At 65.5% G+C, this 26579-nt stretch carries 26 protein-coding genes and 1 tRNA gene; 19 read left to right on the top strand and 8 right to left on the bottom strand.

The features are described 5' to 3' along the window. Positions 1-12 precede the first annotated feature (12 nt). The 3 genes from GTP77_RS01310 to GTP77_RS01300 form a co-directional block, all read right to left on the bottom strand. Positions 13-1278 (bottom strand): MFS transporter, encoded by a 1266-nt coding sequence (locus GTP77_RS01310; protein WP_161070352.1) that lies wholly within the window; start codon positions 1276-1278, stop codon positions 13-15. Positions 1279-1299: 21 nt separating this feature from the next. Continuing rightward, entirely contained in the window at positions 1300-2181 is an 882-nt protein-coding gene (locus tag GTP77_RS01305; RefSeq protein WP_161070480.1) for an N-acetylmuramic acid 6-phosphate etherase, read from the bottom strand. Positions 2182-2298: 117 nt separating this feature from the next. Beyond that, entirely contained in the window at positions 2299-3042 is a 744-nt protein-coding gene (locus GTP77_RS01300; RefSeq protein ID WP_161070351.1) for a GntR family transcriptional regulator, read from the bottom strand. 180 nt (positions 3043-3222) lie between these two features. Here GTP77_RS01300 and GTP77_RS01295 point away from each other — a divergent pair, with 180 nt between their 5' ends. From GTP77_RS01295 to GTP77_RS01240, 12 genes are all read left to right on the top strand, one after another. Further along, positions 3223-4575, top strand: a complete 1353-nt coding sequence (locus tag GTP77_RS01295; RefSeq protein WP_161070350.1) for a serine hydrolase domain-containing protein — start codon at positions 3223-3225, stop codon at positions 4573-4575. A gap of 100 nt (positions 4576-4675) precedes the next feature. Then, positions 4676-5944 carry a D-amino acid dehydrogenase gene (locus GTP77_RS01290; RefSeq protein ID WP_161070349.1) on the top strand — a complete coding sequence of 423 codons (1269 nt, stop codon included), beginning with the start codon at positions 4676-4678 and terminating at the stop codon, positions 5942-5944. 338 nt (positions 5945-6282) lie between these two features. Then, entirely contained in the window at positions 6283-6702 is a 420-nt protein-coding gene (locus GTP77_RS01285) for a YchJ family protein (RefSeq protein ID WP_161070348.1), read from the top strand. A gap of 45 nt (positions 6703-6747) precedes the next feature. Next, positions 6748-8370 (top strand): carboxyl transferase domain-containing protein, encoded by a 1623-nt coding sequence (locus tag GTP77_RS01280; RefSeq protein WP_161070347.1) that lies wholly within the window; start codon positions 6748-6750, stop codon positions 8368-8370. Between the two features lie 10 nt (positions 8371-8380). After that, complete coding sequence (locus tag GTP77_RS01275; RefSeq protein ID WP_161070346.1) at positions 8381-9166, top strand: enoyl-CoA hydratase/isomerase family protein; 786 nt, start codon at positions 8381-8383, stop codon at positions 9164-9166. 10 nt (positions 9167-9176) lie between these two features. Continuing rightward, complete coding sequence (bioA, locus tag GTP77_RS01270; protein WP_161070345.1) at positions 9177-10526, top strand: adenosylmethionine--8-amino-7-oxononanoate transaminase; 1350 nt, start codon at positions 9177-9179, stop codon at positions 10524-10526. After that, positions 10526-11722, top strand: a complete 1197-nt coding sequence (gene bioF / locus GTP77_RS01265; RefSeq protein WP_161070479.1) for an 8-amino-7-oxononanoate synthase — start codon at positions 10526-10528, stop codon at positions 11720-11722. The genes bioA and bioF overlap by 1 nt, the downstream gene beginning before the upstream one ends. Beyond that, on the top strand, positions 11712-12581 hold the full coding sequence (bioD, locus tag GTP77_RS01260) for a dethiobiotin synthase (RefSeq protein ID WP_161070344.1): 870 nt from the start codon (positions 11712-11714) through the stop codon (positions 12579-12581). The genes bioF and bioD overlap by 11 nt, the downstream gene beginning before the upstream one ends. Positions 12582-12594: 13 nt before the next feature. Then, a complete protein-coding gene (bioB, locus tag GTP77_RS01255; protein ID WP_161070343.1) occupies positions 12595-13638 on the top strand; it encodes a biotin synthase BioB in 1044 nt (347 codons plus the stop codon). A 58-nt stretch (positions 13639-13696) separates the two neighbouring features. After that, positions 13697-15751: an acetyl/propionyl/methylcrotonyl-CoA carboxylase subunit alpha gene (locus GTP77_RS01250; RefSeq protein ID WP_161070342.1), complete on the top strand. Its 2055-nt coding sequence runs from the start codon at positions 13697-13699 to the stop codon at positions 15749-15751. 11 nt (positions 15752-15762) lie between these two features. After that, complete coding sequence (locus GTP77_RS01245) at positions 15763-16695, top strand: 2-hydroxyacid dehydrogenase (protein WP_161070341.1); 933 nt, start codon at positions 15763-15765, stop codon at positions 16693-16695. A gap of 15 nt (positions 16696-16710) precedes the next feature. Beyond that, positions 16711-17622 (top strand): hydroxymethylglutaryl-CoA lyase, encoded by a 912-nt coding sequence (locus tag GTP77_RS01240; RefSeq protein WP_161070340.1) that lies wholly within the window; start codon positions 16711-16713, stop codon positions 17620-17622. Positions 17623-17725: 103 nt separating this feature from the next. Here the strand turns inward: GTP77_RS01240 and GTP77_RS01235 are convergent. After that, positions 17726-17802, bottom strand: a tRNA-Pro gene (locus GTP77_RS01235). Positions 17803-17922: 120 nt separating this feature from the next. Between GTP77_RS01235 and GTP77_RS01230 the strand changes: the two genes are divergently transcribed. Beyond that, positions 17923-18594, top strand: a complete 672-nt coding sequence (locus tag GTP77_RS01230; RefSeq protein ID WP_161070339.1) for a hypothetical protein — start codon at positions 17923-17925, stop codon at positions 18592-18594. Positions 18595-18613: 19 nt separating this feature from the next. Here the strand turns inward: GTP77_RS01230 and GTP77_RS01225 are convergent, their stop codons facing one another. Both GTP77_RS01225 and rsmI read right to left on the bottom strand, forming a co-directional pair. Continuing rightward, a complete protein-coding gene (locus GTP77_RS01225) occupies positions 18614-19264 on the bottom strand; it encodes a hypothetical protein (RefSeq protein ID WP_161070338.1) in 651 nt (216 codons plus the stop codon). Positions 19265-19391: 127 nt separating this feature from the next. After that, the gene (rsmI, locus tag GTP77_RS01220) at positions 19392-20303 is read right to left on the bottom strand and encodes a 16S rRNA (cytidine(1402)-2'-O)-methyltransferase (RefSeq protein ID WP_161070337.1); all 912 of its coding nucleotides are present in this window, start codon (positions 20301-20303) and stop codon (positions 19392-19394) included. A 111-nt stretch (positions 20304-20414) separates the two neighbouring features. Here rsmI and GTP77_RS01215 point away from each other — a divergent pair, with 111 nt between their 5' ends. From GTP77_RS01215 to GTP77_RS30290, 6 genes are all read left to right on the top strand, one after another. Beyond that, the gene (locus tag GTP77_RS01215; protein ID WP_371869304.1) at positions 20415-21629 is read left to right on the top strand and encodes a penicillin-binding protein activator; all 1215 of its coding nucleotides are present in this window, start codon (positions 20415-20417) and stop codon (positions 21627-21629) included. An 8-nt stretch (positions 21630-21637) separates the two neighbouring features. Next, positions 21638-21994 carry a YraN family protein gene (locus GTP77_RS01210; protein WP_161070335.1) on the top strand — a complete coding sequence of 119 codons (357 nt, stop codon included), beginning with the start codon at positions 21638-21640 and terminating at the stop codon, positions 21992-21994. A 63-nt stretch (positions 21995-22057) separates the two neighbouring features. Further along, the gene (locus tag GTP77_RS01205) at positions 22058-22654 is read left to right on the top strand and encodes a phosphoheptose isomerase (protein WP_093553779.1); all 597 of its coding nucleotides are present in this window, start codon (positions 22058-22060) and stop codon (positions 22652-22654) included. Then, on the top strand, positions 22647-23270 hold the full coding sequence (locus tag GTP77_RS01200) for a BON domain-containing protein (protein WP_161070334.1): 624 nt from the start codon (positions 22647-22649) through the stop codon (positions 23268-23270). Before GTP77_RS01205 ends, GTP77_RS01200 begins: the two co-directional genes overlap by 8 nt. 2 nt (positions 23271-23272) lie before the next feature. Beyond that, on the top strand, positions 23273-23782 hold the full coding sequence (locus GTP77_RS01195; RefSeq protein ID WP_161070333.1) for a TlpA disulfide reductase family protein: 510 nt from the start codon (positions 23273-23275) through the stop codon (positions 23780-23782). A 147-nt stretch (positions 23783-23929) separates the two neighbouring features. Further along, positions 23930-24715 (top strand): PEP-CTERM sorting domain-containing protein, encoded by a 786-nt coding sequence (locus GTP77_RS30290; protein WP_229202024.1) that lies wholly within the window; start codon positions 23930-23932, stop codon positions 24713-24715. 43 nt (positions 24716-24758) lie between these two features. On the opposite strand, the gene GTP77_RS01185 is transcribed toward GTP77_RS30290, so the two are convergent. Together GTP77_RS01185 and GTP77_RS01180 are read right to left on the bottom strand one after the other, a co-directional pair. After that, positions 24759-25967 carry a DUF3034 family protein gene (locus GTP77_RS01185; protein WP_161070477.1) on the bottom strand — a complete coding sequence of 403 codons (1209 nt, stop codon included), beginning with the start codon at positions 25965-25967 and terminating at the stop codon, positions 24759-24761. 118 nt (positions 25968-26085) lie between these two features. Then, complete coding sequence (locus GTP77_RS01180; RefSeq protein ID WP_223149283.1) at positions 26086-26520, bottom strand: PaaI family thioesterase; 435 nt, start codon at positions 26518-26520, stop codon at positions 26086-26088. Between the last annotated feature and the right edge of the window lie 59 nt (positions 26521-26579).

The following is a 26579-nucleotide window of genomic DNA, read 5'->3' as shown; positions in this document are numbered from 1 at the left end:
TTGTAATGTCCATCAGTCTTTGCCGAAGGACGGATCCACCTTGATCAGCGCGGTCATGATAAATGCCGGTATCGTGGCCAGGCACACCCACATGAAGAAGTGCTGGTAGCCCAGCTGCTGCTGGATCCAGCCGCTGGCCATTTGCGGCAGCATCATGCCCAGCGCCATGAAGCCGGTGCAGATGGCGTAGTGCGCGGTCTTGTGCGGGCCGTCCGCCACCATGATCATGTACAGCATGTAGGAAGTGAAGCCGAAGCCGTAGCCGAACTGCTCGACCGCCATGGCCACCGAGATCAGGTAGATATTTTCCGGCAGCGCGCTCGACAGGTAGACGAACACCAGGTCCGGCAGGTGCACGGCAAAGGCCATCGGCCACAGGCAGCGCTTGAGCCCGAAGCGCGAGATCACCACGCCGCCGGCCAGGCCGCCCAGCGTGAGCGCGACAATGCCGATGGTGCCGTACACCAGGCCCACTTCCTGGTTGCTCAAGCCCAGGCCGCCCTTGTCCAGCGGGTCCAGCAGGAAGGGCACGGCCAGCTTGAGCAGCTGCGCTTCGCCCAGGCGGAACAGCAACAGGAAGCCCAGCGTGACGGCGATGCCCTCCTTGCGGAAGAAGGCGGCGAAGGTGGCGAAGAAGTCGCGGAACAGGTCGCCGCCGGCCGGCGCGCGCACGTCGGCGGCGGGCTTGGGCAGCAGGAAGAAGTGGTACACGCCCAGCACGCCGAACATTGCCGCCAGCACGAACATCACGATGGACCAGGCCACGTGCGGGTCGCCCAGGGAGTCGGTCAGCTGGCCGGCCAGCCACAGCAGGCCGCCCTGTCCGGCGATCATGGCCAGGCGGTAGAAGGTGGAGCGCACGCCGACGAAGGCGGCCTGCTGCTGCTGGCGCAAGCCCAGCATGTAGAAGCCGTCGGCCGCGATGTCGTGCGTGGCCGAACTGAAGGCCATCAGCCACAGCACGGCCAGGCTGGCGCGGAAGAAATCGGGCAGCTTGGTGGTGAAGGCCACCCCGGCCAGCGCCGCGCCGATAACCAGCTGCAGCGCGATAATCCACTTGCGCTTGGTGCCCAGCAGCTCCACCACGGGCGACCACAGCGGCTTGATCACCCAGGGCAGGTACAGCCAGCCGGTGTAGAGCGCGATATCGGTATTGGAAATGCCGGTGTTTTTGTACATCGCCACCGACAGCGTCATCACTACGACATACGGAATGCCCTGGCCGAAGTACAAACTGGGGATCCACCACCAGGGGCTACGTTGAAGCGCGTCTTTCATTCCGTCCTTTGATGTCTCGTGTTATTGCTTTAGCGCCGCCCTCACACTGCCTTGGGCCAGATCCAGCGCGGCGCGCGCCTGGTCCACCGTCTGCCGGTTGAGCAGCGCCACGATGGCGACCTTGACGTGGAAGTTGCACTGCTCCAGCGTGGCGCGGGCGGCGGCTTCATCCACGCCGGTGGCGTGCATGGTCAGGCGCACGGAGCGCTGCACCAGCTTGGCGTTGGTGGGCTTCAAGTCTACCATCAGGTTGCCGTAGACCTTGTGCAGGCGCACCATCAAGGCGCTGGAGATGGTATTGAGCGCGATCTTCTGCGAAGTACCCGCCTTCAGGCGCGTACTGCCGGAAATGACTTCCTCGCCGGTGTCCAGGGTGATGCCGATCTCGGCTTCCAGCGCCACCGGCGCGTCCGGATTGTTGGCCAGGCCCACCGTCAGCGCGCCGGCTTCGCGCGCCGCGTGCAGCGCGCCCAGCACGTAGGGCGTGCCGCCCGAGGCGGCCAGCAGGAAGACCACGTCGTTCGGGCCGGGCGCCAGCGCCAGCAGGTCGGCCGCGCCTTGCGCGCGGTCGTCCTCGGCGCCTTCCACGGCCTTGAACATGGCGCCGTTGCCGCCGGCCAGCAGGGCCAAGGCGCGTTCATTGGGCCAGGAGAAGGTGGGGTGCAGTTCCACACTGTCGAGCACGCCAAGGCGGCCCGAGGTGCCGGCGCCCGCGTAGATCAGGCGTCCGCCGGCCTGCATGCGCGGCACGGCGGCGGCGACGGCGGCGGCGATGCGGGGCGCGGCCGCTTGCACGGCGCGCACGGCGTTGAACTGGTCTTCAACGAAGGCGGACACCAGGTCGATGTCCAGGTACTGGTCCAGCTGCGCGTGCTGCTGGCTAGGGGTTTCGGTTTTTAACATCGTCATCTGTCTGTGGGTGATACGATGAGACCAGTGTAATACCAAAACTAGCCGCCCTGCCCATGAAAGCTCGATGCGCTGGCATGCCGAAAAGTTATGATGCGCCCGGCGTGCCGCTTAAACCGGCGAGCGCCGCATTTCCGCCACGAAGTCGTAATGGTCGCTGCGGCAGTAGGAATGGGTCAGCTCCACCGCCTCGCCGGACTCCAGGTAGGCGATGCGGGTGATAAACAGCACGGCCTGGCCTTCCGGCACGTCCAGCTGGCGCGCCAGCTCGCCCGAGGCGTTCATGGCGCGGATGTGCTGCAGCGCGCGGGCCGGCGCCTTGCCGGACGCGTCCAGGAATTCATACAGGGAGTCGCCTATCGCTTCGGGGCGCGGCACCACGCTTTGCGGCAGCACGCTGACCTCGTAGGCCATCACCACATCGTCGGCCAGGCGCAAACGCTCCAGGCGAGCCACCTTGCTGTTGGGCGAAAGGGCCAGGCTCATCTGCTCGTCCGCGCTGGCGCTGACGATGGCGCGCTTCAGCCAGCGCGAGCCCGGCTTGTAGCCGCGCTGCTGCAGCTGCTCCGAAAAACTGGTGAGATTGGACAGCGGCTGTTCGATGCGCGGGGCAATATAGTTGCCCGATCCACGGCGGCGCACCACCAGGCCCTGGTCGACCAGCTGGTCGATGGCCTTGCGGGCGGTGACGCGGGACACGTTCAGCAATTCGGACAGCGTGCGTTCGGACGGCAGCGCCTGGTCGACCTGGTAGCGCCCATTGCGCACATCATCGCTCAATTTGCGCGCAATCTGCATATACAGCGGCGAATTGTCCTTTGCATCCGCTTGAAATTCAACGCTGGTCTGGCTCATATGGTATCTCCTAAGGCGTCTAGTGTAATAGCCAGGGCCAATTTGCGCTCATTTTTGGTTGCATGAAAATATACCGGCAACGCATAGCGCCAAGTTATGCGCGAATGAAACGATTTCATTAGGCGCGGCTATGCGCCGCCCGTATGCTCATTCAAACAACTATGCAACGAGGGACAGGCAATGAAACTGGGCATGCGCGCACTGCTGGGATGGGCACTGATGGGAAGCGGAATGATGCAGGCCATGGCCGAGGCTCCGGCCCCGGCCTCGGTACAGCTGGACCGCGAGCTGGCCGCCGTCGTCAACGACGCGCAGCATCCGCTGTCCGGCCTGTCGGTGCTGGCCATCCGCGACGGCAAGGTGGCCTATCAGCAGCAGTTCGGCTTGCGCCGCATCGACACGGCGGGCACCGGCGTGACCGCGCCCGTCACGGCCGCCACCATGTTCCGCATCGCCTCCATCTCCAAGATGATGACCACCTTCGGCCTGATGAAGCTGGTGGAGGAAGGCAAGCTCGACCTCGACGCCGACGTGTCCACCTATCTCGGTTTTCCTCTGCGCAATCCGAACGCGCCCGGCAGCGCCATCACGCTGCGCCACCTGCTGAGCCACACCTCCTCGCTGCGCGACGACGCCGGCTATTCCTGGGGTACGGACACCAAACTGGCCGACGTGCTGCAGCCCGGCGGCGGCAAATACGGCGCCGGCGCCATGTGGGCGCAGGGCAGGAACGCGGCGCCCGGCGCCTACTTCACCTACTGCAACCTGAACTGGGGCGTCATCGGCACCATCATGGAGCGGGTGAGCGGCGAACGCTTCGACCGCCTGATGAAGCGCCTGCTGCTGGCGCCGATGGGCTTGCGCGGCGGCTACAACACCTCCGAATTCTCGCCCGCCGAAGTGGCGGACACGGCCACGCTGTACCGCAAGCGCACCACCGACACCGAAATCTGGAATCCGGCCGGGCCGTGGATCGCCCAGGTGGACAACTACGGCGTGGTGGCGCCGGCCGCCCCGGCGGGCATCGCCAGCTATGTGATCGGCAGCAACGCCACGCTGTTCAGTCCCACCGGCGGCATGCGCATCTCGGCGCCGGACATGGGCAAGATCATGCTGATGCTGATTAACGGCGGCCGCCACGAAGGCAAGCAGATACTCAAGCCCGAGACCATTAAACTGATGTTCAGCGAACAGTGGACCTACAAGGAAAACGGCGGCGGCAACGGCGACACCCTGCGCGGCCTGTACCACAGCTGGGGCCTGGGCGCGCAGCGCTTCGCCGACACGCCGGGCGCCGGCAACCGCCTGGTGCAGGGCGGCGGCTTCAGCGCCGTGGGCCACCTGGGCGAAGCCTACGGCCTGGTGTCCACCTTCGCGGTCGACCTGGCCGGGCGCAACGGCCTGGTGTCGCTGATAGGCGGCTTCGGCACCGACCCGGAACAGTATCCGGGCCGCTATTCGGCCCTGGTGCGCTCGGAGGAATTGATACTGACGGCGCTGTACCGGCGCGCGGTACTGGGCAAAACGGACTAAGGCGCATCACCCAAGGTTATGGCCTGCGCATGACGATTCATTGGCTAGAAGCAGAGCCTGCCGCCACACTTTGAAACATCTAAATTAAACGGTTCTCCAGATGCAGCAAGGTACACAGCAAGACGCACAGCAGGTAGTTGTCATCGGCGGCGGCGTGGTGGGGCTGGCATCCGCCTGGTGGCTGCTGGAAGCCGGCTACCGCGTCACGCTGCTGGAACGCGCGCCCACCATGGGCAGCGCCTCGAGCTACCGCAACGGCGGTCAGCTCAGCTACCGCTATGTGGCCCCGCTGGCGGACGCCGGCGTGCCGCTGAAAGCGGTGCAATGGCTGTTCCAGGAGGACGGCCCGCTGCGCTTCCGTCCCGAAGCGGACATGCGCCAATGGCGCTGGCTGGCCAGCTTCCTGGCCAACTGCAACGCCGCCAGCAACCGCCGCACCACGGCCAAGCTGCTGGAACTCGGCGAACTGAGCCGCAATGCCATGGCGCAGCTGGAACTGGTGCTGCCGCTGTCCGAATTCAACTGGCGCGACGCGGGCAAGCTGGTGGTGTACCGCTCCAAAAAGATCTTCGACGCCGCCGTGGCGCGTCCGGACGCCGAAGGCAACCGCCAGGTGCTGACGGCGGCCGACACCGCGCGCATGGAACCGGCGCTGGCCGAGCTGAGCCCGCAGCTGGCCGGCGGCATCTACAACAAGGGCGAAGCGGTGGCCGACTGCCACGCCTTCTGCCTGGCGCTGGAGCAGCGTTTGCGCGCGCATCCGCGTTTCCAGGGCGTGATCCACGCCGAAGCGCGCGGCATCTTCGCCGAAAATGGCCGCATCTCCGCGATCGACACCAGCGAAGGCTGGATTTCGGCGGACCAGTTCGTGCTGGCCGCCGGCATCCAGAGCCGCGACCTGGCCGCCAGCGCCGGCATCTACCTGCCGCTGTACCCGCTGAAAGGCTACAGCCTGACCGCGCCCATCCGCGAACAGGACTGCGCGCCGGAGATCAGCGTGACGGACTTCGAGCGCAAAGTGCTGTATGCGCGCATCGGCGACAGCCTGCGCATCGCCGCCATGGTGGACATGGTGGGCGAAGACACCAGCCTGGACCAGGACCGCGTGGCCGGCCTGAAACGCCTGGCGCGCGCCGCCATGCCGACGGCGGCCGACTACAGCCGTGCCGAAGCCTGGGCCGGCCTGCGTCCCGCCACGCCCAACAGCGCCCCCATCATCGGCGCCACGCGCTATCCGAACTTGTGGCTGAACGTAGGCCACGGCCCGCTCGGCTTCACCTTCGCCTGCGGCACCGCCACCCTGCTGGCCGACCTGATGCGCGGCAAATCCACCCCCTTCGCCCTCGACGGCCTGACCCTCGCTGCCTGAGCCCGCTCGCTTATTTCAACTTCGCGCCTAAACTAAAATAAGATTGAATCTTAATTTAGTAAGTTAAATAGCGAAGCGGCCATATGCAGCGAGGCCTGACAGGTGAATACATGTCCAGCATAGCCGGCGGCGTTGCTTGCGAGGGACAACGGGCCTGGCAGCCGCCACTATAGGCAAAGTGCTCGGCACGCTGGTGGAGCACTTCGGAATCGTGAGCGAACTATCTGGCCAAAAACGCAACCGCATCTACGCCTACACCGCCTACATCGATATCCTGAACCGCGATGAAAGCATACCGCCATGAGGCGGCATGCCCCGTTATGGCGGATAATTGCGGGATGTCCAAGTCCAAATCCCCAGCGGCCTGCCCATGCGGCGGGCCATCGCTTGCCGCCTGCTGCGGCCCATATATAGACGGCGCGGCGCTGCCGCAGACGGCCGAGGCGCTGATGCGCTCGCGCTACAGCGCCTACAGCCTCGGCATCGAGCCCTATCTGCAAGCGACCTGGCATCCCAGCACCCGCCCACAGGAAGCCATCATCCGCAGCGATGAAAAATTGCAATGGCTGGGACTTGAGGTAAAATCTGCTTTACGTTTACGTCAACGTAAAGTGGAGAACGAAGACTTTGTTGAATTTGTGGCACGCTTCCGCGTCAATGGGCGCGGCCAGCGCCTGCACGAAGTCAGCCGCTTTCTGCGCGAACCCTCCCCCGAGGGCCTGCGCTGGTTTTACGTAGACGGTACTTTCCCCGAATAGACAGCACGCGCCGGAGACAGCGCGACCAGAACAAGAGGAATCCGAATGCCGCACATCGAAAGCAAACTCAATCCGCGCAGCGAGGACTTCAAGTCCAACGCGTCGGCCATGCAAGCCCTGGTCGACGACCTGCGCGACAAGGTGGCGAAGATTGCCCAGGGTGGCGGCGAGGCGGCCAGCGCCAAGCACGTTGCGCGCGGCAAGCTGCTGCCGCGCGACCGCGTGCAGATGCTGCTCGATCCGGGCACGCCCTTCCTCGAATTCTCGCAAATGGCCGCCTACGGCATGTACCAGGACGCCAAGGGCGTGGACGCCGCGCCGGCGGCCGGCATCATCACCGGCATCGGCCGTGTGTCCGGCCAGGAGTGCGTGATCGTCTGCAACGACGCCACCGTCAAGGGCGGCACCTACTACCCGGTCACGGTGAAAAAGCACCTGCGCGCGCAGGAGATCGCAGACCAGAACAACCTGCCCTGCATCTACCTGGTGGATTCCGGCGGCGCCAACCTGCCCAACCAGGACGACGTGTTCCCGGACCGCGACCACTTCGGCCGCATCTTCTACAACCAGGCCAATATGTCGGCCAAGGGCATCCCGCAGATCGCGGTGGTGATGGGTTCCTGCACCGCCGGCGGCGCCTACGTGCCGGCCATGAGCGACGAGTCCATCATCGTCAAGGAACAGGGCACCATCTTCCTGGGCGGCCCGCCGCTGGTGAAGGCGGCCACCGGCGAAGTGGTGACGGCGGAAGACCTGGGCGGCGGCGACGTGCACACGCGCTTGTCCGGCGTGGCCGACCACCTGGCGCAGAACGATTTGCACGCGCTGTCGCTGGCGCGCACCATCGTCTCGAATCTGAACCGCACCAAGCCGCAGCAGATGGCCTTGCGCGAGTCCGTGGAGCCGAAGTACCCGACGCAGGAACTGTACGGCGTCATCCCGGTCGATACCCGCAAGCCTTTCGACATCCGCGAGGTGATCGCGCGCATCGTGGACGGCAGCGACTTCGATGAATTCAAGGCGCGCTACGGCGCCACGCTGGTGTGCGGCTTCGCCCATATCTACGGCATGAAGGTGGGCATTATCGCCAACAACGGCATCCTGTTCTCCGAGTCCGCGCTGAAGGGCGCGCACTTCATCGAGCTGTGCGCGCAGCGCAAGATCCCGCTGGTGTTCCTGCAAAATATCACCGGCTTCATGGTGGGCCGCAAATACGAAAACGAAGGCATCGCCCGCAACGGCGCCAAGATGGTGACGGCCGTGGCCACCGCCGCCGTGCCGAAGTTCACCGTCATCATCGGCGGCAGCTTCGGCGCCGGCAACTACGGCATGTGCGGCCGCGCCTACTCGCCGCGCTTCATGTGGATGTGGCCGAACGCGCGCATCTCGGTAATGGGCGGCGACCAGGCCGCGTCGGTGCTGGCCACCGTCAAGCGCGACGGCATCGAATCGAAAGGCGGCCAGTGGAGCGCCGACGAGGAAGCCGCCTTCAAGCAGCCGATCAAGGACCAGTACGAGCACCAGGGCCACCCCTACTACGCCACCGCGCGCCTTTGGGACGACGGCGTGATCGACCCTGCCGACACCCGCATGGTGCTGGGCCTGGGCCTGTCCGCCGCGCTCAATGCGGAAATCCCGGACACGAAGTTCGGCGTATTCCGCATGTAAGGGGACATATATGGCATACGAAACCCTGGAAGTGACAATCGCGGGTACACTGGCGACCGTTACGCTGAACCGCCCGGACGTGCGCAACGCGTTCAACGAGAAGACCATCAACGAGCTGACGCTGGCTTTCGATGAGCTGGGCCGCAATGAACTGGTGCGCGCGGTGCTGCTGGCCGCGAACGGCGCAGCCTTCTGCGCGGGCGGCGATTTGAACTGGATGAAGGCAATGGCGGGCTATACGCACGCCGAGAACAATGCAGACGCCATGCAGCTGGCGCAAATGCTGCGCACCATCTATCTGTGCCCCAAGCCCGTGGTGGCCAGGGTGCACGGCGACTGCTACGCCGGCGGCATGGGCCTGGTGGCCGCGTGCGACGTGGTGGTGGTGGCCGATGTGGCCAATTTCTGCCTGAGCGAAGTGAAGCTGGGACTGATCCCGGCCACCATTTCACCTTATGTAATCAAAGCCATGGGCGAGCAGGCTTCGCGCCGCTACTTCCTGACCGCCGAGCGCTTTGGCGCGGCGGAAGCCTACCGCATCGGTTTCGCCCACGAGGTGGTGCCGGCGGACGGTCTCGACGCGAAAGTCGCGGAGATCGTCAAGGCGCTGCTGGGGAATAGCCCGAACGCAGTGAAGGAAGCCAAGACGCTGGTGCGCGACGTGGCCGCACAGCCGGTCACCGACGCGCTGCTGGCCGACACGGCGCTGCGCATCGCGCATATCCGCGCGTCGGAGCAGGGCCGTGAAGGCGTTGCGTCCTTCCTGGAGAAGCGCAAGCCCGGATGGCTAAACTAATGGAGTATGTTTGGAATCGACTCAAACAAGTGATTGGGTAGCACGCAGCCTGCGCAGTGTATGGCACCCGTGCACCCAGATGCAGCACCACGAGACTGTACCGCTGATCCCGGTGAAGTACGGCCGCGGCGCGTGGCTGTACGACCATGAAGGCCGCCGCTACCTGGACGCGATCAGCTCCTGGTGGGTGAACCTGTTCGGCCACGCCAACCCGCGCATCAACGCCGCGCTGAAAGACCAGTTGGACTCGCTGGAGCACGCCATGCTGGCCGGCTTCACGCACGAGCCGGTGATCGAACTGTCCGAGCGCCTGGCCGCGCTGACGGGCCACAATCTGGGCCACGCGTTCTACGCATCGGACGGCGCATCCGCCGTCGAAATCGCTTTGAAGATGAGCTTCCACTCCTGGCGCAACAAGGGCCAGGCCGACAAGCAGGAATTCGTCTGCCTCAAGGGCAGCTACCACGGCGAGACCATAGGCGCCTTGGCCGTCACCGACGTGGCGCTGTTCAAGGACGCCTACGGCCCGCTGCTGCGCGCCACGCAAACGGTGATGTCGCCGGATGCGCGCCAGGCTGCCGAAGGCGAAACGGCACAGGAGCGCGCGGAAAATGCGGCACGCCGCGCCGCCGCCGACGTGGAACGCCTGTTCAACGAGCGCGGGGACAAGATCGCCGCCATCATCATCGAGCCGCTGGTGCAATGCGCCACCGGCATGGCGATGCACGACCCGCTCTACCTGCAACTGGTGCGCGCGCTGTGCGACCGGCATTCCGTGCACCTGATCCTGGACGAAATCGCCGTCGGCTGCGGCCGCACCGGCACCTTCTTCGCCTGCGAGCAGGCGGGCGTGTGGCCTGACTTCCTGTGCCTGTCCAAGGGCATCAGCGGCGGCTACCTGCCCTTGTCGCTGGTGCTGTCGCGCGACGAGATCTACCAGGCCTTCTACAGCGCCGACGTCACGCGCGGCTTCCTGCACTCGCACTCCTACACCGGCAACCCGCTGGCTTGCCGCGCGGCCCTGGCCACGCTAGACATCTTCGAGCAGGACAATGTGCTGGCCGCGAACAAGGTCCGCGCCGAACGCCTGACGAAAGCACTGGCGCCGCTGGCGAACCACGAGCGCATCAAGGACGCCCGCCAGCAGGGCATGATCTGGGCCTTCGACGCCATCGACGCGGGACCGGCGTTCTCGCGCCGCTACTTCGCCGAAGCCACGCGCCAGGAACTGCTGCTGCGCCCCATCGGTTCGACCATCTACCTGATGCCGCCCTACATCCTCGACGACGAGGAAATCGACGGCCTGGCGGCGCGCACGCTTTCCGTGTTCGAAGCCACGCTGGCCGGAGCGGGGGCATGATGGAGCTGCTGACCAAACTCCAGTCCCGGCTCGACGTGCTCGAAGAACGCAGCCTGATACGCAAGCGCCGCACGGTGGACTCGCCCACCGGCCCGCGCCTGACCGTGGACGGCCGCGAAGTGCTGTGCTTCAGCAGCAACGACTACCTGAGCCTGGCCAGCCATCCGCGCGTGATGGCGGCGCTGCAGGAAGGCGTGGCGCTGTACGGCGCAGGCAGCGGCGCCTCGCACCTGATCAGCGGCCATAGCCGCGCCCACGCGCAGCTGGAAGAGCGCCTGGCCGAATTCGTCGGCACGCATATCGCGTCGGCGCGCGCGCTGTACTTCTGCACCGGCTACATGGCCAACCTGGCGGTGCTGACCGGCCTGGCGGCGGGCGACAAGGACACCGAGTTCTTCTCCGAATCGCTGAACCACGCCTCGCTGATCGACGGCGCGCGCCTGTCGCGCACCACGATCAAGGTCTATGGCCACGCGGACGTGGAGGCGCTGGCAGGCCTGCTGGCCGCCAGCACCGCCGCCAACAAGATCGTCGTCACCGATTCCGTGTTCAGCATGGACGGCGACCTGGCCCCGCTGCCGGCACTGCTGGCGCTGTGCGAACAGCACGGCGCCTGGCTGGTGGTGGACGACGCGCACGGCTTCGGCACGCTGGGCGAGAACGGACGCGGCGCGCTGGAGCACTTCAACCTGCGCTCGCCCTGCCTGGTCTACATGGGCACGCTGGGCAAGGCCGCCGGCGTGGGCGGCGCCTTCGTCGCCGCGCATGAAGTCGTGATCGAAACCCTGATCCAGACGGCCCGTCCCTACATCTTCACCACCGCCGCACCGCCCGCGCTGGCGCACGCGCTGCTGACCAGCGTGGACATCATCGCCGGCGAAGAAGGCCGCGCGCGCCGCGCCAACGTGCAAAGCCTGGTGAAGCAGCTGCGCACCGGCCTGCGGCTGGAACGCTGGCAGCACATGCCGTCCGACACGGCGGTGCAGCCCATCATCATCGGCGAGAACCCGGAGACCATGCGCGCGGCAGCAGCCCTGTACGCGCAAGGCCTGTGGGTAGGCGGCATCCGCCCGCCCACGGTCCCGCAAGGCACGTCGCGCTTGCGCGTGACGCTGGCGGCAGGCCACACCGCTGCCGAAGTGGACCAGCTCATCGCAGCACTGAACGCACTGGAAAGGACCAGCCATGAGCGTTGAAAACTCGGGCATCGCGCCCACCGCCGACGCGCCGGACGTGGTTGTGGCCGCGCCGGATACCGATGTCGCAGTCGGCCTCGCAACGCCGGCGGCGGATGCCGCCGCCGCGAAGGAAAGCAGCGCCTCGGCGGCGCCCGCCGTTGCAGGCCTGCCGCCGCGCTTCTCCTGCTTCGTCACCGGCACGGATACCGAAATCGGCAAGACGCTCACTTCCTCGGCGCTGCTGCACGCGCTGGTGAAGCAGGGCGTGCGCGCCTGCGGAATGAAACCCGTGGCTGCCGGCGCCGAACTGCGCGACGGCGAACTGCATAATGAAGATGCGGACCAGCTGATCGCCGCCGGCAACGTCACCATGCTGCAGTCGCTGACCACGCCCTACATGCTGAAAGAGCCGGCGGCGCCCCACATCGCCGCCGCGCTGGAAGGCGTGACCATCGACCCTGTGCCCATCCTGGCGGCCTACCTCGAAATCGCCGCCGCCACCGACGCGGTGGTGGTGGAAGGCGTGGGCGGCTTCCGCGTGCCCCTGAACGACAGCTTCGACACCGCCGATCTGGCGCAGCAGCTGGACCTGCCGGTGATCCTGGTGGTGGGCCTGCGGCTGGGCTGCATCAGCCACGCGCTGCTGACCGCCGAGGCCATCGCCGCGCGCGGCCTGAAGCTGGTGGGCTGGGTGGCCAACGAGCTGCAGGCCGACATGGCTTACGCCGACGAGAACATCGAGGCGCTGGCCGACCGCATCCCGGCGCCGCTGCTGGGCCGCGTGCCGCGCCTCGAACAGCCGACTGCCGCCGCTGCAGCCGCGCACCTGAATTTTACGGGCCTGCCGAACTGGCCGGCCCGCCGCAACAATACCTGAACGTGAAGGAAACATGATGTCCCTGCAAGAACCAAAGACCGTAGAACTGCACCGCCCAAGCCCTGCCATCAAGCTGCCGGAAGCGGCCACCTGGCCGCTGGACGACGTGATGGCGCTGTTCGAGCTGCCGTTCAATGAACTGATGTTCCGCGCCCAGGAAACCCACCGTGCCAACTTCCCGGCGGGCGACGTGGAACTGGCCACGCTGCTGTCGATCAAGACCGGCGGCTGCGAGGAAGACTGCGGCTACTGCCCGCAGGCGGCGCGCTACGACACCGGCGTGGAAGCCAAGAAGATCCTCGGCATCGACACCGTGCTGGAAGCGGCGCGCCAGGCCAAGGAAAACGGCGCCACCCGTTTCTGCATGGGCGCCGCATGGCGCAGCCCGAAGGACCGCGACATGGACAAGGTTGAGGAAATGGTGCGCGAAGTGAAGGCCCTGGGCCTGGAGACCTGCGCCACGCTGGGCATGCTGGAAGAGCAGCAGGCCGAGCGCCTGAAGGCCGCCGGCCTGGACTACTACAACCACAACCTGGACACCGCGCCCGAGTTCTACAACAACGTGATCTCCACCCGCGAATACCAGGACCGCCTGGACACGCTGGGCCACGTGCGCAACGCGGGCCTGAAGGTTTGCTGCGGCGGCATCGTGGGCATGGGCGAAACGCGTTTGCAGCGCGCAGGGCTGATCGCGCAGCTGGCCAACCTGAATCCGTATCCGGAGTCGGTGCCGGTCAACCACCTGGTGCAGGTGGAAGGCACGCCGCTGCACGGCATGGACCCGCTGGACCCATTCGAATTCGTGCGCACCATCGCCGTGGCCCGCATCACCATGCCGAAGGCGCGCGTGCGCCTGTCCGCAGGCCGCCGCCAGATGGGCGAAGCGGTGCAAGCCATGTGCTTCCTGGCCGGCGCCAATTCCATCTTCTACGGCGACAAGCTGCTCACCACCGACAACCCGGAAGCGAACGACGACCGCGCGCTGCTGGCCAAGCTGGGCCTGACCACCCGCGCCAACACGCTGGAGTCGGTGCAGAAGGAAAGCTGCGCCTGCTAACCCGCCGAGCGCCGCCAAGAAAAAAATCTAAGGCCACGAGCTGATAGAGAGAGACCACATGTTCAAGAAAATCCTGATTGCCAACCGTGGTGAAATTGCCTGCCGCGTCGCCGCTACCGCGCGCCGCCTGGGCATCAAGACCGTTGCCGTATATTCGGAAGCGGACGCCAACGCCAAGCACGTCGCCGTGTGCGACGAAGCGGTGCTGATCGGCCCTGCCGCCGCCAAGGAAAGCTATCTGCGCGGCGACAAGATCATCGCCGTGGCGAAAGCCACCGGCGCGCAAGCCATCCACCCCGGCTACGGCTTCCTGTCCGAGAACGCCGAGTTCGCGGACGCGTGCGCCGAAGCGGGCCTGGTGTTCATTGGCCCGCCGGCTTCTGCGATGCGCGCGATGGGCTCCAAGTCCGCCGCCAAGTCGCTGATGGAAAAGGCCGCCGTACCCCTGGTGCCCGGCTACCACGGCGACAATCAGGACGCCGATTTCCTGAACCGGGAGGCCGACCGCATCGGCTACCCCGTGCTGCTGAAAGCTTCCGCCGGCGGCGGCGGCAAAGGCATGCGCGTGGTTGAAAATTCGGCTGCATTCAAGGACGCGCTGGCCTCGTGCAAGCGCGAAGCCATCAGCTCCTTTGGCGACGACAAAGTGCTGGCGGAGAAATACCTGCAGCGTCCGCGCCATATCGAAATCCAGGTGTTCGCGGACACGCTGGGCAACTGCATCTACCTGTTCGAGCGCGACTGCTCGGTGCAGCGCCGCCACCAGAAAGTGCTGGAAGAAGCGCCTGCGCCCAACATGAGCGCCGAACGCCGTGCCGCCATGGGCGAGGCGGCAGTGGCCGCTGCCAAAGCGGTGGGCTACGTGGGCGCCGGCACGGTGGAGTTCATCGCCAACCAGGACGGCTCGTTCTACTTCATGGAGATGAACACCCGCCTGCAGGTGGAGCATCCGGTCACCGAAATGATCACCGGCACCGACCTGGTGGAATGGCAGCTGCGCGTAGCCGCCGGCGAGCCGCTGCCGAAGAAACAGGACGAGCTGCGCATCCACGGCCACGCCATCGAAGCGCGCATCTACGCGGAGAATCCGGAGAAGGGCTTCCTGCCGTCGATCGGCACCTTGCGCCACCTGGCGACGCCGGACGCGGTCAATTTCGAACTGGGCGGCATTCCGGGCCATCCGTCCGGCGTGCGCATCGACTCCGGCGTGCGTGAAGGCGACGCCATCTCGCCGTTCTACGACCCCATGATCGCCAAACTGATCGTCTGGGGCGCGGACCGCAAGCAGGCGCTGGCCCGCATGTCGCAGGCGCTGGCGCAGTACCAGATCGTGGGCCTTGCGGCCAACATCGCCTTCCTGAAACGCCTGGTGGAAGGCGAAGCCTTCGCCACGGCGGACCTGGACACCGGCCTGATCGAGCGCCATCACGACACGCTGTTCCCGGCCGCGCAGCCCGCGGCGCAAGGCGCGCTGGCGCTGGCCGCCGTGGCGCTGATCGAAGCGGAGAAGCAGGCATCGGCCGCGCAATCCGGCGCCAACGCAGGCGACCCGTGGGGATCGGCGCTGGGCTGGCGCATGAACACCGCCTACACGCGCAGCCTGTCCTTCACGGACGACTACGCGGCTGCCCTGCCGGCCAAGGCTTATAACGTGCAGGTCACCTATCGCGACGCGGACTGGCTGTTCAACCTGCCGTCCTGTCCGGACGCGCAGCCCGAACGCCTTAGCCTGATGTCGCAGCAGGGCGCGGACTTCAGCATCAAGCTGGGCGACACCGCCTGGCACGGCAGCGTGCGCCGCGACGGCGATACCTTCCACGTCTTCACCGGCGGCGCGCACTACGCGCTGGCCTACAACGATCCGATGGCGCACGCCGGCGAAACCGAAGCCGAAGGCGGCCGCCTGACCGCGCCCATGCCGGGCAAGGTGGTGGCGGTGCTGGCCGAAAAAGGCCAGGCCGTGAAGAAGGGCGACGCGCTGGTCATCATGGAAGCGATGAAGATGGAGCACACCATCTCCGCGCCGCACGACGGCGTGGTGGAGGAAGTGCTGTACGCGGTGGGCGACCAGGTGACGGACGGCGCGCCGCTGCTGGCCTTCAAGGCCGCCTGAGGAGGACCGGCATGCGTATCCTGCTGCACAGGGCGGACGGCCAGACGGAACCCTGGATCAAGGACTTCGCGCGGCATTTGCCGGGGGCGGAAGTGGTGGTGTGGCAGGGGGAGCAAACCGCGCCGCCCTGCGACTACGCCATTACCTGGGCGCCGCCGGAGGCCATGCTGCGCGACCTGGCTGAAGTGAAGGCCGTGTTCCTGACCGGCGCCGGCGCGGACGGCATACTGAAGTTCGACGCGGCGCTGCCGCGCAACGTGCCCATCGTGCGCCTCGGCGACGCGGGCATGGGCGTGCAGATGGCCGAATACGTCACGCACGCGGTACTGCGCTACTACCGCCGTTTCGACGAATACGAGGCGCAGGCGCGCGCCGGGCAGTGGTCGCCGCTGCCGCAGTACAACCGCGAGGATTTCGCGGTCGGTGTGCTGGGCATGGGCGTGCTGGGCAAGCGCGTGCTGGAGGCGCTGAAGGAATTCGGCTTCCCGCTGCGCGCCTGGAGCCGCAGCGCCAAGACCATGGAAGGCGTGCAGTGCTTCCACGGCGAGGAGGGGCTGGACACCTTCCTGCGCGGCGCGCGCGTGGCCGTGTGCCTGCTGCCGCTCACGCCGGACACCGCCAACATCCTGAACCGCACCAATATGAGCAAGCTGCCGCAAGGCGCCTACCTGATCAATGTGGCGCGCGGCGCGCACGTGGCCGAACCGGACTTGCTCACGCTGGTCAAGTCCGGCCACATCGCTGCCGCCACGCTGGACGTGTTCCGCAACGAGCCGCTGCCGGTGCAGCATCCGTTCTGGCAGGAGCCGCGCATCACCATCACGCCGCATATCTCGGCCCTCACGCTGCGGCGCGAAAGCGTGCAGCAGATCGCCGGCAAAATCCGCCAGATGGAGCGCGGCGAGCCGGTGGCCGATGTCATCAATCGAGAACATGGATACTGACCCAAGGATACCGAAATGAACGCACTGCCCAAACAAGTCAAAATCGTTGAAGTCGGTCCGCGCGACGGCCTGCAGAACGAGAAGGAAACCATCTCCGCCGAGGTGAAGACGGAGCTGGTGAACCGCCTGGCCAGCGCCGGCTTCGCCAATATCGAAGCGGCGTCCTTCGTGTCGCCCAAGTGGGTGCCACAGATGGCCACCAGCAAAGAGGTGATGGCCGCCATTGCGCGCAGGCCGGGCACCATCTACTCCGCGCTCACGCCGAATATGCAGGGCTTTGAAGCTGCGCTGGCAGCCAAGGCGGACGAGGTGGTGATCTTCGGCTCGGCCTCGGAGGCGTTCTCGCAAAAGAACATCAACTGCTCCATCGCCGAATCCATCGCGCGCTTTGTGGACGTGGCCAAGGCGGCCAAGGACAACGGCCTGCGCCTGCGCGGCTCCATCAGTTGCTCCTTCGGCTGCCCCTACCAGGGCGAAGTGCCGCTGGACGCCGTGGCCGACGTGGTGGGCCGCATGCGCGACCTGGGCTGCGACGAGATCGACATCGCCGACACCATCGGCGTAGCCACGCCGCGCAAGACGCAGGCGGTGATGCAAACGGCGATCAGCGCGTTCCGGCTGGACGGCTTGTCCGGCCACTTCCACGACACTTACGGCCAGGCGCTGGCCAACATCTACGCCAGCCTGGAGCTGGGCATCTCGATCTTCCACTCGTCGGTATCGGGCCTGGGCGGCTGCCCCTACGCCAAGGGCGCCACCGGCAACGTGGCGACGGAGGACGTGCTGTACATGATGAACGGGCTGGGCATCCATACCGGCATCGATCTGGACATCGTGGTGGACGCGGGGCAGTACATCTCGCAGGTACTGGGCCGCAAAGGCTCCAGCCGCGCCGGCAACGCCATCGCGGCGAAGCGCGCAGGCTGACAGCCTTGGGGTCGGACCCGATGGGTCCGACCCCAGGTTTTTAAATTGGTTTGCCAATAGAAAAAACCCGCTTGATGTTGCCATCAAGCGGGTTTTTAAATTTTGGTCGGAGTACAAGGATTCGAACCTTGGACCCCCTGGTCCCAAACCAGGTGCGCTACCGGGCTGCGCTACACTCCGAAGAAGCAAGATAATACAAGCTGGGTTTTCTTCGGTCAAGGGCAGGGACGAAAAAACTTTAGAAATGCAGGTTTTTCTTCAATATGGGACACTGGCTGCATACGAATTAAGCAAAACATCATGCGCCTGCACACTTCCTACGCAGCGGAGCGGTATGGCTCGCCGGGCGGCATTGCCGTCGGCGTGTCGATTTCCATCGTGCTGCACGTGATGCTGCTGTATCAGTCCCGTTTCGGCTGGACGCCGCCGGCGCCCGTGCTGCCGCCGCGGGAAACCATCACGGTCTGGCTGCGCCCGGCGCCTGTCGCGCCGCCCATGCTGCAGCCACTGCCGCCGCCGCGCGCAGCGCTGACGGTGCAAGCCGAACCGCCGCCGCCAAAAAGGGACACCCGCAAGGAACGCACCGCGCGCAAACCAGCGCCAGCAACCAGCCCTGAGGCCGCGCCGGCGGCCGAAGCGCCGGGCATGACCTGGGTGGCGCCTGCGCCCGCGTCGGAAGCACCGGCGGCGCGGGCTGATCCGTTCGCGGAGCCGGCGCAGGCCGAGGCGGCGCCAAAATTCGATATGGATGCGGCGCGGCGCTCGGCGCGCAAGGTGGCGAACGAGCGCGATCCGGCCAGGGCGGGCACGGCGGTGGGGCAGATCCCGGAGAAGCCGCTGGCCAGTGAGACGCCGCTGGCGCGCAAGATGTCGCGGGCGGCGCGCGCCGACTGCAAGGACGGCATCCCGGGCGGCCTGCTGGCGCCGCTACTGCTGGCCATGGACAAAAAGGACCACGGTTGCAAGTGGTAGCGCCTGCCTGCCGGCGCCTTCATCCCATGCGCACGAAGAATTGCGTGGACTTGGCGGACAAAGCCTTATGGACCTGGACGTGGCAAATGCCTCCCGGCAGGCCGCTGGCCGTCTTGTAAAACTCAGTGGTCAACAGAAAGCGGAAATCCATTCCCTCCTCGGATCGCATATTTTGCCGCGCCAAATCCGACAGATCGCATAGATAGTTCAGCAAAGCGGTAGCCGCCTTGAGCAGGGCAACGCTGGCTTTGATCTGCGACTTGAACAACTCTTTTCGGTTCTTGCCGCCAGCCTCTTCGGAGTTGGGCTGCAGCTTGATGAGTATGGTCGGCTGGAAGTCGACTTTGCCGGGCAGCGCAATGTCCAGTGCATCGACCAAACTACAAAGACGCACTTTACGCTGCTCGCTCAATCCCAATTTGCAACTCTGAAAATTTCCCAGATTAAGGTTCAGAAACCGCTGACACACCGCGTTATAGTCTGCCAGTATCTGGGTATTTGCGATCGCATCGTAGTACAGCGCCTGCAGCTTGGCCGCATGCGGCTGCCCCCACTTGTCCTTCATCCACGTCTCAAAATCCTCCCACGACGTGTTGGCCTTCCCCATTTGAAAAGCCTCTTTTTTTGCAGCCTTGGCAGTCAACTTGCTCAATTCTTCCGACGAGATCATAAGAGCCCCTTGTAAGAACAGCGATGGGTTACTTGCATGGCCTAATGGACAACATTAAGCATCAAACAGCCCAGTATGCTGCGAAAGCGGCCGCAAATCAATTGCCAAATCAACATCAATCCAGCGTCTATGCGCCAGCGTCGGCCTTCATCAGCAGGGCGCGCTCGTACAGCGCGTTTTTCTTGCGGCCGGTGATTTGCGCGGTGAGCGCGGCGGCCTGCTTCAACGGCAGCTCGGCCACCAGCAGGGCGAGGATGCGTTCGGCTTCGGCGTCCTGCGCGTCCTCGGCTTCGGCCACGCCTTCCACCAGCACCACGTATTCGCCTTTTTCGCGGTGCGCGTCCGCGTTCAGCCAGGCCACGGCCTCGGACAGCGGGCAGCGGTGGATTTCCTCGAACAGCTTGGTCAGCTCGCGCGCGAACACCACCTGGCGCGTGGGCTCGAACGCCGCCGCCAGCGCTGCGGCGCATTCAACGATGCGGTGCGGCGCTTCGTAGAACACCATGGTGGCGGTGACGTTGCGCAGCTGCTGCAGCATGGTGTCGCGCTGCTTGGCCTTGGACGGCAGGAAGCCGATGAAGTGGAACTGGTCGTTCAGCAGGCCGCTGGCGGAAATGGCGGCCACGGCCGCCGAGGCGCCCGGCAGCGGCACCACGCGCAGGCCGGCCGCGCGCACCGCGTCCACGATGCGCGCGCCGGGGTCGGACACGGCGGGCGTGCCCGCGTCCGATACCAGGGCGATGCGCTCGCCCGCCTGCAGCCGCGCGATCAGCGTCTCGGCCGCCTCGCGCTCGTTGTGCTGGTGGGCGGCGATCAGGGGCTTGTGCAGGCCGAAACGGGTCATCAGCTGGGCGGTGTTGCGGGTGTCTTCGCAAGCCACGGCGTCCACCAGGCTCAAAACGTGCAATGCGCGCAGACTTATATCAGTGACATTACCGATCGGGGTCGCCACTACATACAATGTTGCGATAGGATAGGTCTGGTTGGCTGTCTCGCCCAGGACGGGCAGGGTGGCGATGCTGGTTGCTTGTACTGTCATGGAGGTTGAATGCTGCCTATAAGAGTGAAATTGCTGCTGTTGTGCCTGGCAGCCAGTCTGACCAGCGCTTGCAGCACGCCTTGCGACGCGCCCGGCAAATTGTGCGCGCCTGTGACGTCAATTACAAGCCCGCCGCAGCAAGCTGCGCCGCCCGCGGCGCGGCCGGCGCCGGAACGCCCGCCCGAACCGCCGCCGCCGGCCGTGGAAACCTTTGCCGTGCCCATGCCGGGCACGGAGAACGGCACGCCCGCCGCCCTGCCGGACAATGGCGCACAAGCCGCCGCCGCCGCCGATGGCGCGCCCGGCTACCGCATCGGCCTGATGCTGCCGCTGCGCTCGGAGCCGCTGCGGGTGGCCGCCGAGGCGGTGCGCGACGGCTTTATGGCGGCCTGGGAGCGCGACCGCGCCGGCATCGCCGTCAGCGTGATTGAAACCGGCGACGCCACGCAGGACGTGCTGGCCGTCTACGCCGCCACGCTGGAGCAGCAGGACATGGTGGTGGGCCCGCTGGCCCGTTCCGCTGTCACCGCCGTGGCCGCCAGCCCGCTGGTGCTGAAGCCCACCATCGCCCTCAACCACCCGGACGGACGCGGCGAGACCACGCTGCCGGCGCAGATGATGGTGATCGGCCTGTCCATCGAGGACGAGGCGCGCCAGGCCGCCAGCTGGGCCGCGCGCGAACAGCCGGGCGCCATCGCCTACGTGCTGTCCAACCCCGCCCAGTACCAGCGCCGCAGCGCCAGCGCCTTCGCAGCCCAATGGCAGCGCCTGGGCCGCGCCGCCAAGACGGCCGACTTGACCGTGCTGAACGGCTACCTGAACGACGCCGAGCTGGTGCAATTGCGCGCGCGGCTGCAGGCCGAACCCTCGGCCCTCGTGTTTGCCGCGCTGGACACTGACCAGGCGCGCCAGCTGCGCGTGGCCCTGCAAGCGCCGCCGCTGGGCGACATTCCCGTCTACGGCACCTCCTCGCTCAATCCCGGCAAGGCCAGGCAGCTGCCCGGCCCCGAGCTGGACGGCGTGCGCCTGCTGGACCTGCCCTGGCAGATCCAGCGCGACCATCCCGCCGTGATGGTCTACCCGCAGCCGCTGGGCAAGGACGCGGACATGGAGCGCCTGTACGCGCTCGGCATCGACGCCTTCCGCGTGGCGCATGAAATCGCCCGCAACGCCCAGCGCAAGCAGCAGGCCGATTTCCAGCTGGACGGCGTGACCGGGCAGTTGAAAGTACATTTCGGCAACGGCCCGGCGGCGTTCGAGCGCCGCATGTTGCCTGCTGTCTACAAAAACGGCGTGCCCCTGCCGGCCGCCGCCGCCCAGCCCTAGGCGCCGCCATGCCCCTCACCACGCGGCAGATGCAGGGCAACGCGGGCGAGGACGAGGCGCTGGCGCATTTGCAGCGGCATGGCCTGCGGCTGGTCGAGCGCAATTTCCGCTGCAAGGGCGGCGAAATCGACCTGATCATGCGGGACGGGGCGGCGCTGGTGTTTGTCGAAGTGCGCCAGCGCGGCGGCGGCGGCTTCGGCGGGGCGCTGGCCAGCGTCACACCGGCCAAGCAGCGCCGCCTGATCCACGCCGCCCAGTTCTACCTGCTGCGCCTGAAACCCCTTCCGCCATGCCGTTTCGACCTGGTGGCGATCGATGCAGGCAAATTGAGCTGGCTTAAGAACGTTCTGGAAGCCCATGCCTGAAATGTAAGCATATTTAACAGCGCTTGTCCGGCCCGGCGGGCGACTGCACTATAATCCCACACCATGAATACTCAACGCATCCTCTCCCATTTCCACGAAAGTGCCGAAATCAAGATCCAGTCCGCCACCGTACTGGCGCAGCCGATAGGCCAGGCGATCGAACTGATGTTTTCGGCTTTGTCCAACGGTAACAAGATCCTGGCGTGCGGCAACGGCGGCTCGGCTGCCGACGCGCAGCACTTCGCCGCCGAGCTGGTGGGACGCTTCGAGCGCGAACGCTTCCCGCTGCCGGCCATTTCGCTGGCGACCGACACCTCCATCCTGACCGCCGTGGCGAACGACTACAGCTACCGCGAGATCTTCTCGAAGCAGGTGCAGGCCTTCGGCCAGGCGGGCGATATCCTGCTGGCCATTTCCACCTCGGGCAACTCGGCCAATGTGATGGCGGCCATCGAGGCGGCGCTGGAGCGCGAGATGCGCGTGATCGCGCTGACCGGCAAGGGCGGCGGCGCCATCGGCAAAATGCTGACCGACGCCGACGTGCATATCTGCGTGCCGGCCGAGCGCACCGCCCGCATCCAGGAAGTGCATCTGGTGACCATACATGCTTTGTGCGACGGCATCGACGTCGCACTATTCGGAGGAGATGTGAATGAGTAAAGCCGGCACCGTGGTACGCCGCGTAGTATTTGGCGCTGTTCTGCTGTCCTCGCTGTCCGCCTGCGTTCCGCTGGTGGTGGGCGGCGCCGTGGGCGGCACGCTGGCCGCGTCCGACCGCCGCACCTTCGGCGCGCAAACCGAAGACAAGGCCATCGCCTTCAAGGTCGAAACCAAGCTGCCCAACCTGGTGGGCGACGCCGGCCATGTGAACGTGGCCAGCTTCAACCGCCGCGTGCTGCTGACCGGCGAAGTGCGCGACCAGGCCATGAAGGACAACCTGGAGCGCGAAGTGCGCGCCGTCGAAGGCGTGCTGTCGGTGACCAATGAACTGGAAATCGCCGGCCCGGCCAGCTACACCTCGCGCTCGAACGACGCGCTGATCACCACCAAGGTGAAAGCCAGCCTGGTGGACATGAAAGACATCTCGGCCAACTCCTTCAAGGTGGTGACCGAGCGCGGCAACGTCTACCTGATGGGCCGCGTCACGCAGCGCGAAGGCACCATCGCCGCCGACGTGGCGCGCGGCGTGAGCGGCGTGTACAAGGTGGTCAAGGTTTTCGAGTATATTAGCGAAGACGAATGGAAACAGTACCAGCCTAAACCTGCAGCGAACTGATCATGTCCTCCTCCACCGCCTGGATCAAACCCGCCCTGGCCGCCGCCGTCATCGCGGGCCTGGGCGTGACCGCGTATTTCTCGCTCAGCCAGCACAGCAGCGCGCCGGACGTCACCTTCCTGGGCATCAAGGGCGAGCAGATCACGCCCGCCAGCCTGCAGGGCAAGGTGGTGATGGTGAACTTCTGGGCCACGTCCTGCGCCACCTGCGTGAAGGAAATGCCGCAGATGGTGGACACGTACAACAAGTACAAGGCGCAGGGCCTGGAGTTCGTGGCGGTGGCGATGAAGGAAGATCCGCCCAACTACGTGCTGAACTTCGCCGAAACGCGCCAGCTGCCGTTCAAGGTGGCATTGGACGTGAAGGGCGACGCGGCCAAGGCCTACGGCAACGTGGCCATGACGCCCACCACCTTCGTGATCGACAAGCAGGGCCGCATCATCAAGCGCTATGTGGGCGAGCCGGAGTTCCCGGCCCTGCACAAGCTGCTTGAAAAAGCGCTGCAAGGCTAAAACCCCGCCTCCATCCGCGTCGGAAAACTTTACAGTTTCCGCGCGGAGTTTCCACGTCAAATCGTAAGTCCTTGATTCTCAAGAATGTTTATTCGTGGCATGTAACTTGCTTTGAATTAATATATCTTACACCAAGGAATCTTACCGATGAAGCGACTGTCCCTGCTGCTGGCCCTGGCCATGCCCCTGCTGGCCCAAGCCAGCGCCATCTCGCAAGTAGCCGAAGCGAGCAAATACACGCTGGCCTACTCGCTGGCCGTGCCCAATGTCGCCAGCTTCAACTTCAACAGCATCCCTTACACGGTGGACAACCACGCCAGCATCGCCAACGGCTCGTTCAGCCGCATCGCTTACTACCTGGAACTGCAGCGCGCCGGCGGCCCGCTGATGTATGCCTACGTTTCCATGGACGCGTTCACCAATGACGCCAGCAAGATCGGCGTGCCGAATGCGGCGTCCGGCGCCTTCTTCCAGCAGAACGTGAGCAATATGAACGTGTTCTCCAACGTGGCCGGCATTGCCACCGGCACCGGCATCGGCACGGGCAATATCGAATTCTGGCAATACAACTACGGCACCGCCAACAGCGCCAACGTGCCCGGCGCGACCAACAACAACTACGATTTCGGCGACCGCTCGGACTTTGCCAACAACTACGGCTCCATGCAGATCCACAACTACGGCGCCGGCCAGTCCATCCTGGACTACAACAACTGGGGCGGCTCGAGCAACTACAGCGACATCGGCCTGGGCACCCAGGTGGGCGGATCGGGCAATCCCGACTGGACTTTCGCCTACAACGCGGGCCAGTTCACGGTGAAGAACCTGGAAGTGCTGGTGCTGAGGAATTCCGTTCCTGAGCCTGGCAGCCTGGCGCTGCTCGGCCTCGGCCTGTTCGGCCTGGCGGCAATGCGCCGCAAATCGGTACGCTAAAGGCTGGGGTCGGACCCTGGGGTCTGCCCCCAAGGTCTGACCGTCAGAAGCCTGTCTGTACGGACAAATACCAGCCCTTCTGCTTCTTCTTGTTGAACACGGTGATCTCGCCCAGATGGGCGTAGGCCGCCGTGACCGACACATTGCGCGTCGGGAACCAGGCCACAAAGGCGTCGTAATAGGCTTTTTCCGGGTCCACGCCGAGGTTGTGCGGCTTGTGCCGGTATTCGGCGCCCAGCGCCAGCTTGCGGTTGATTAAATACGCCACCGACACTTCCGGCATCAGCTTGGCGTGGTCGCCCTGGTCGCCGCCAAAGCCCAGTATGCCCATCTGGTTGGCCTTGGTGGCGCGCAGCGTGCCGTTGACCAGCAAACTCTGCTCGAACAGCACCTTGGTGGCGGACACGTAGTAGTCATAGCCGCTGTCGTCCTTGGCGCCCAGCTGCGTGACGCTGGTGACGCCCAGCGCGCCCAGGCCGCCTATGCCCTTGTTCTTCTTGTACATGATGCCCACGGCCACCTGCGGCACCCACACGTCCTGCTCGTAGACCGCGTCGCCCAGCAGGCGCACCTTGAGGCCGACGATGTCCTGCTTGATCTGCAGCGCGTTCAGCGGCGCCAGGCTGCCCTTGAAGTCCTGGCGCGCCAGCGACAATTCCAGCCGGTCGCCCACGCCGACCGCCACGCCGTAAGTGCCCAGCGAATAATCCTGCGTTTTCACGTGCGTGTAGTGGGCGTTCGCGGCCCAGCTGTCGCGCGAGCCGTAGCCGGTGATCAGCGCCCACGGCGTGAGGCCGCCGCCGCCCGCGCCTTCCAGCTGGCTCACGCCGCCGGTGGCCAGGAATTTGCCCATGTCCGGCTTGCTTTGCACGCCGGGCGAGGCGGTGACGATGTCGCGCTGCATGGGCGCCAGCTTGGCGATCAGCTTGTTCGACACGCTGCTCGGCACGCCGTGCTGCTCCATGGCGATCTGCAGGTCTTCCGCCAGCGCGTTGAACTGGGCGTTGGTGATCTTCAGGTCGATGTGCACCGACTTCATGTCGCGCACGGTGCCCACGCCGTCCATGGTCTTGTCGCGGTATTTGCCGCTGTACTTGCACGGGCCGCCGGCGAATTCGCAGAACTGCTCCTGCAGGCGCTGGTTCAGCTGCGGGATGTCGAAGTCGTTGAAGCTTTCCTTGATGCGGGGGTCGGAGGTGATCAGCGCGACGAAGGTATCGGTAATCTTCTTGATGCCCTCCTTGCCTCCCATGCCCTGGTAGGTGGAGTCTTCGGTGTACGGCGTCTGCGCGCAGGCCAGGGAGGAGGCGAGCAGCAGGCCGAGGGTGGCGGCCGTGGCGAGTTTCATCATGTGCTTGTCCTTGGAGCGATTACTTCGGGTACAAGATCATTTGCGTGCAGCGGAACAGGGCGATGGTCTTGCCCGTGTCTTTGTGCACCACGGTGGCGTCCCACACCTGCGTGGTGCGGCCCATGTGGGCGGCCTTGGCGGTCACGGTGATGACGCCCTCGCGCGCTGTGCCGAGGTGGTTCGATTTCAGTTCCAGCGTGGTGAAATTCAGGGCGCCTTCCGGCAGGCTGGCGATGCAGCCGTAGCCGCAGGCGGTGTCGGCCAGCGTGACCACCGTGCCGGCGTGCAGATAGCCGTTCGGCGCCAGGTGGTGCTGCGCCACCGTCAGTTCGGCGCTGGCCTCGCCCGGGGCGACGGCGGTGAAGTGGATGCCCATGTAGCCGGGCAGTTTTCCCGCGCCGAAGGCGTCGAGCTGTTCAATGTTAAATTTCGGTGCGTCCATTGCCTGTTCCATTTTGCCTTGTCATAGCCGAATGATAGAGAAAGGTGGCTGGATTGTCGCTATTATTACTG

It is taken from the genome of Pseudoduganella aquatica, assembly GCF_009857595.1.
In the GTDB taxonomy this organism is placed as follows: Bacteria; Pseudomonadota; Gammaproteobacteria; order Burkholderiales; family Burkholderiaceae_D; genus Rugamonas; species Rugamonas aquatica_A.
This window is presented reverse-complemented; position numbering and strand designations above follow the sequence as displayed.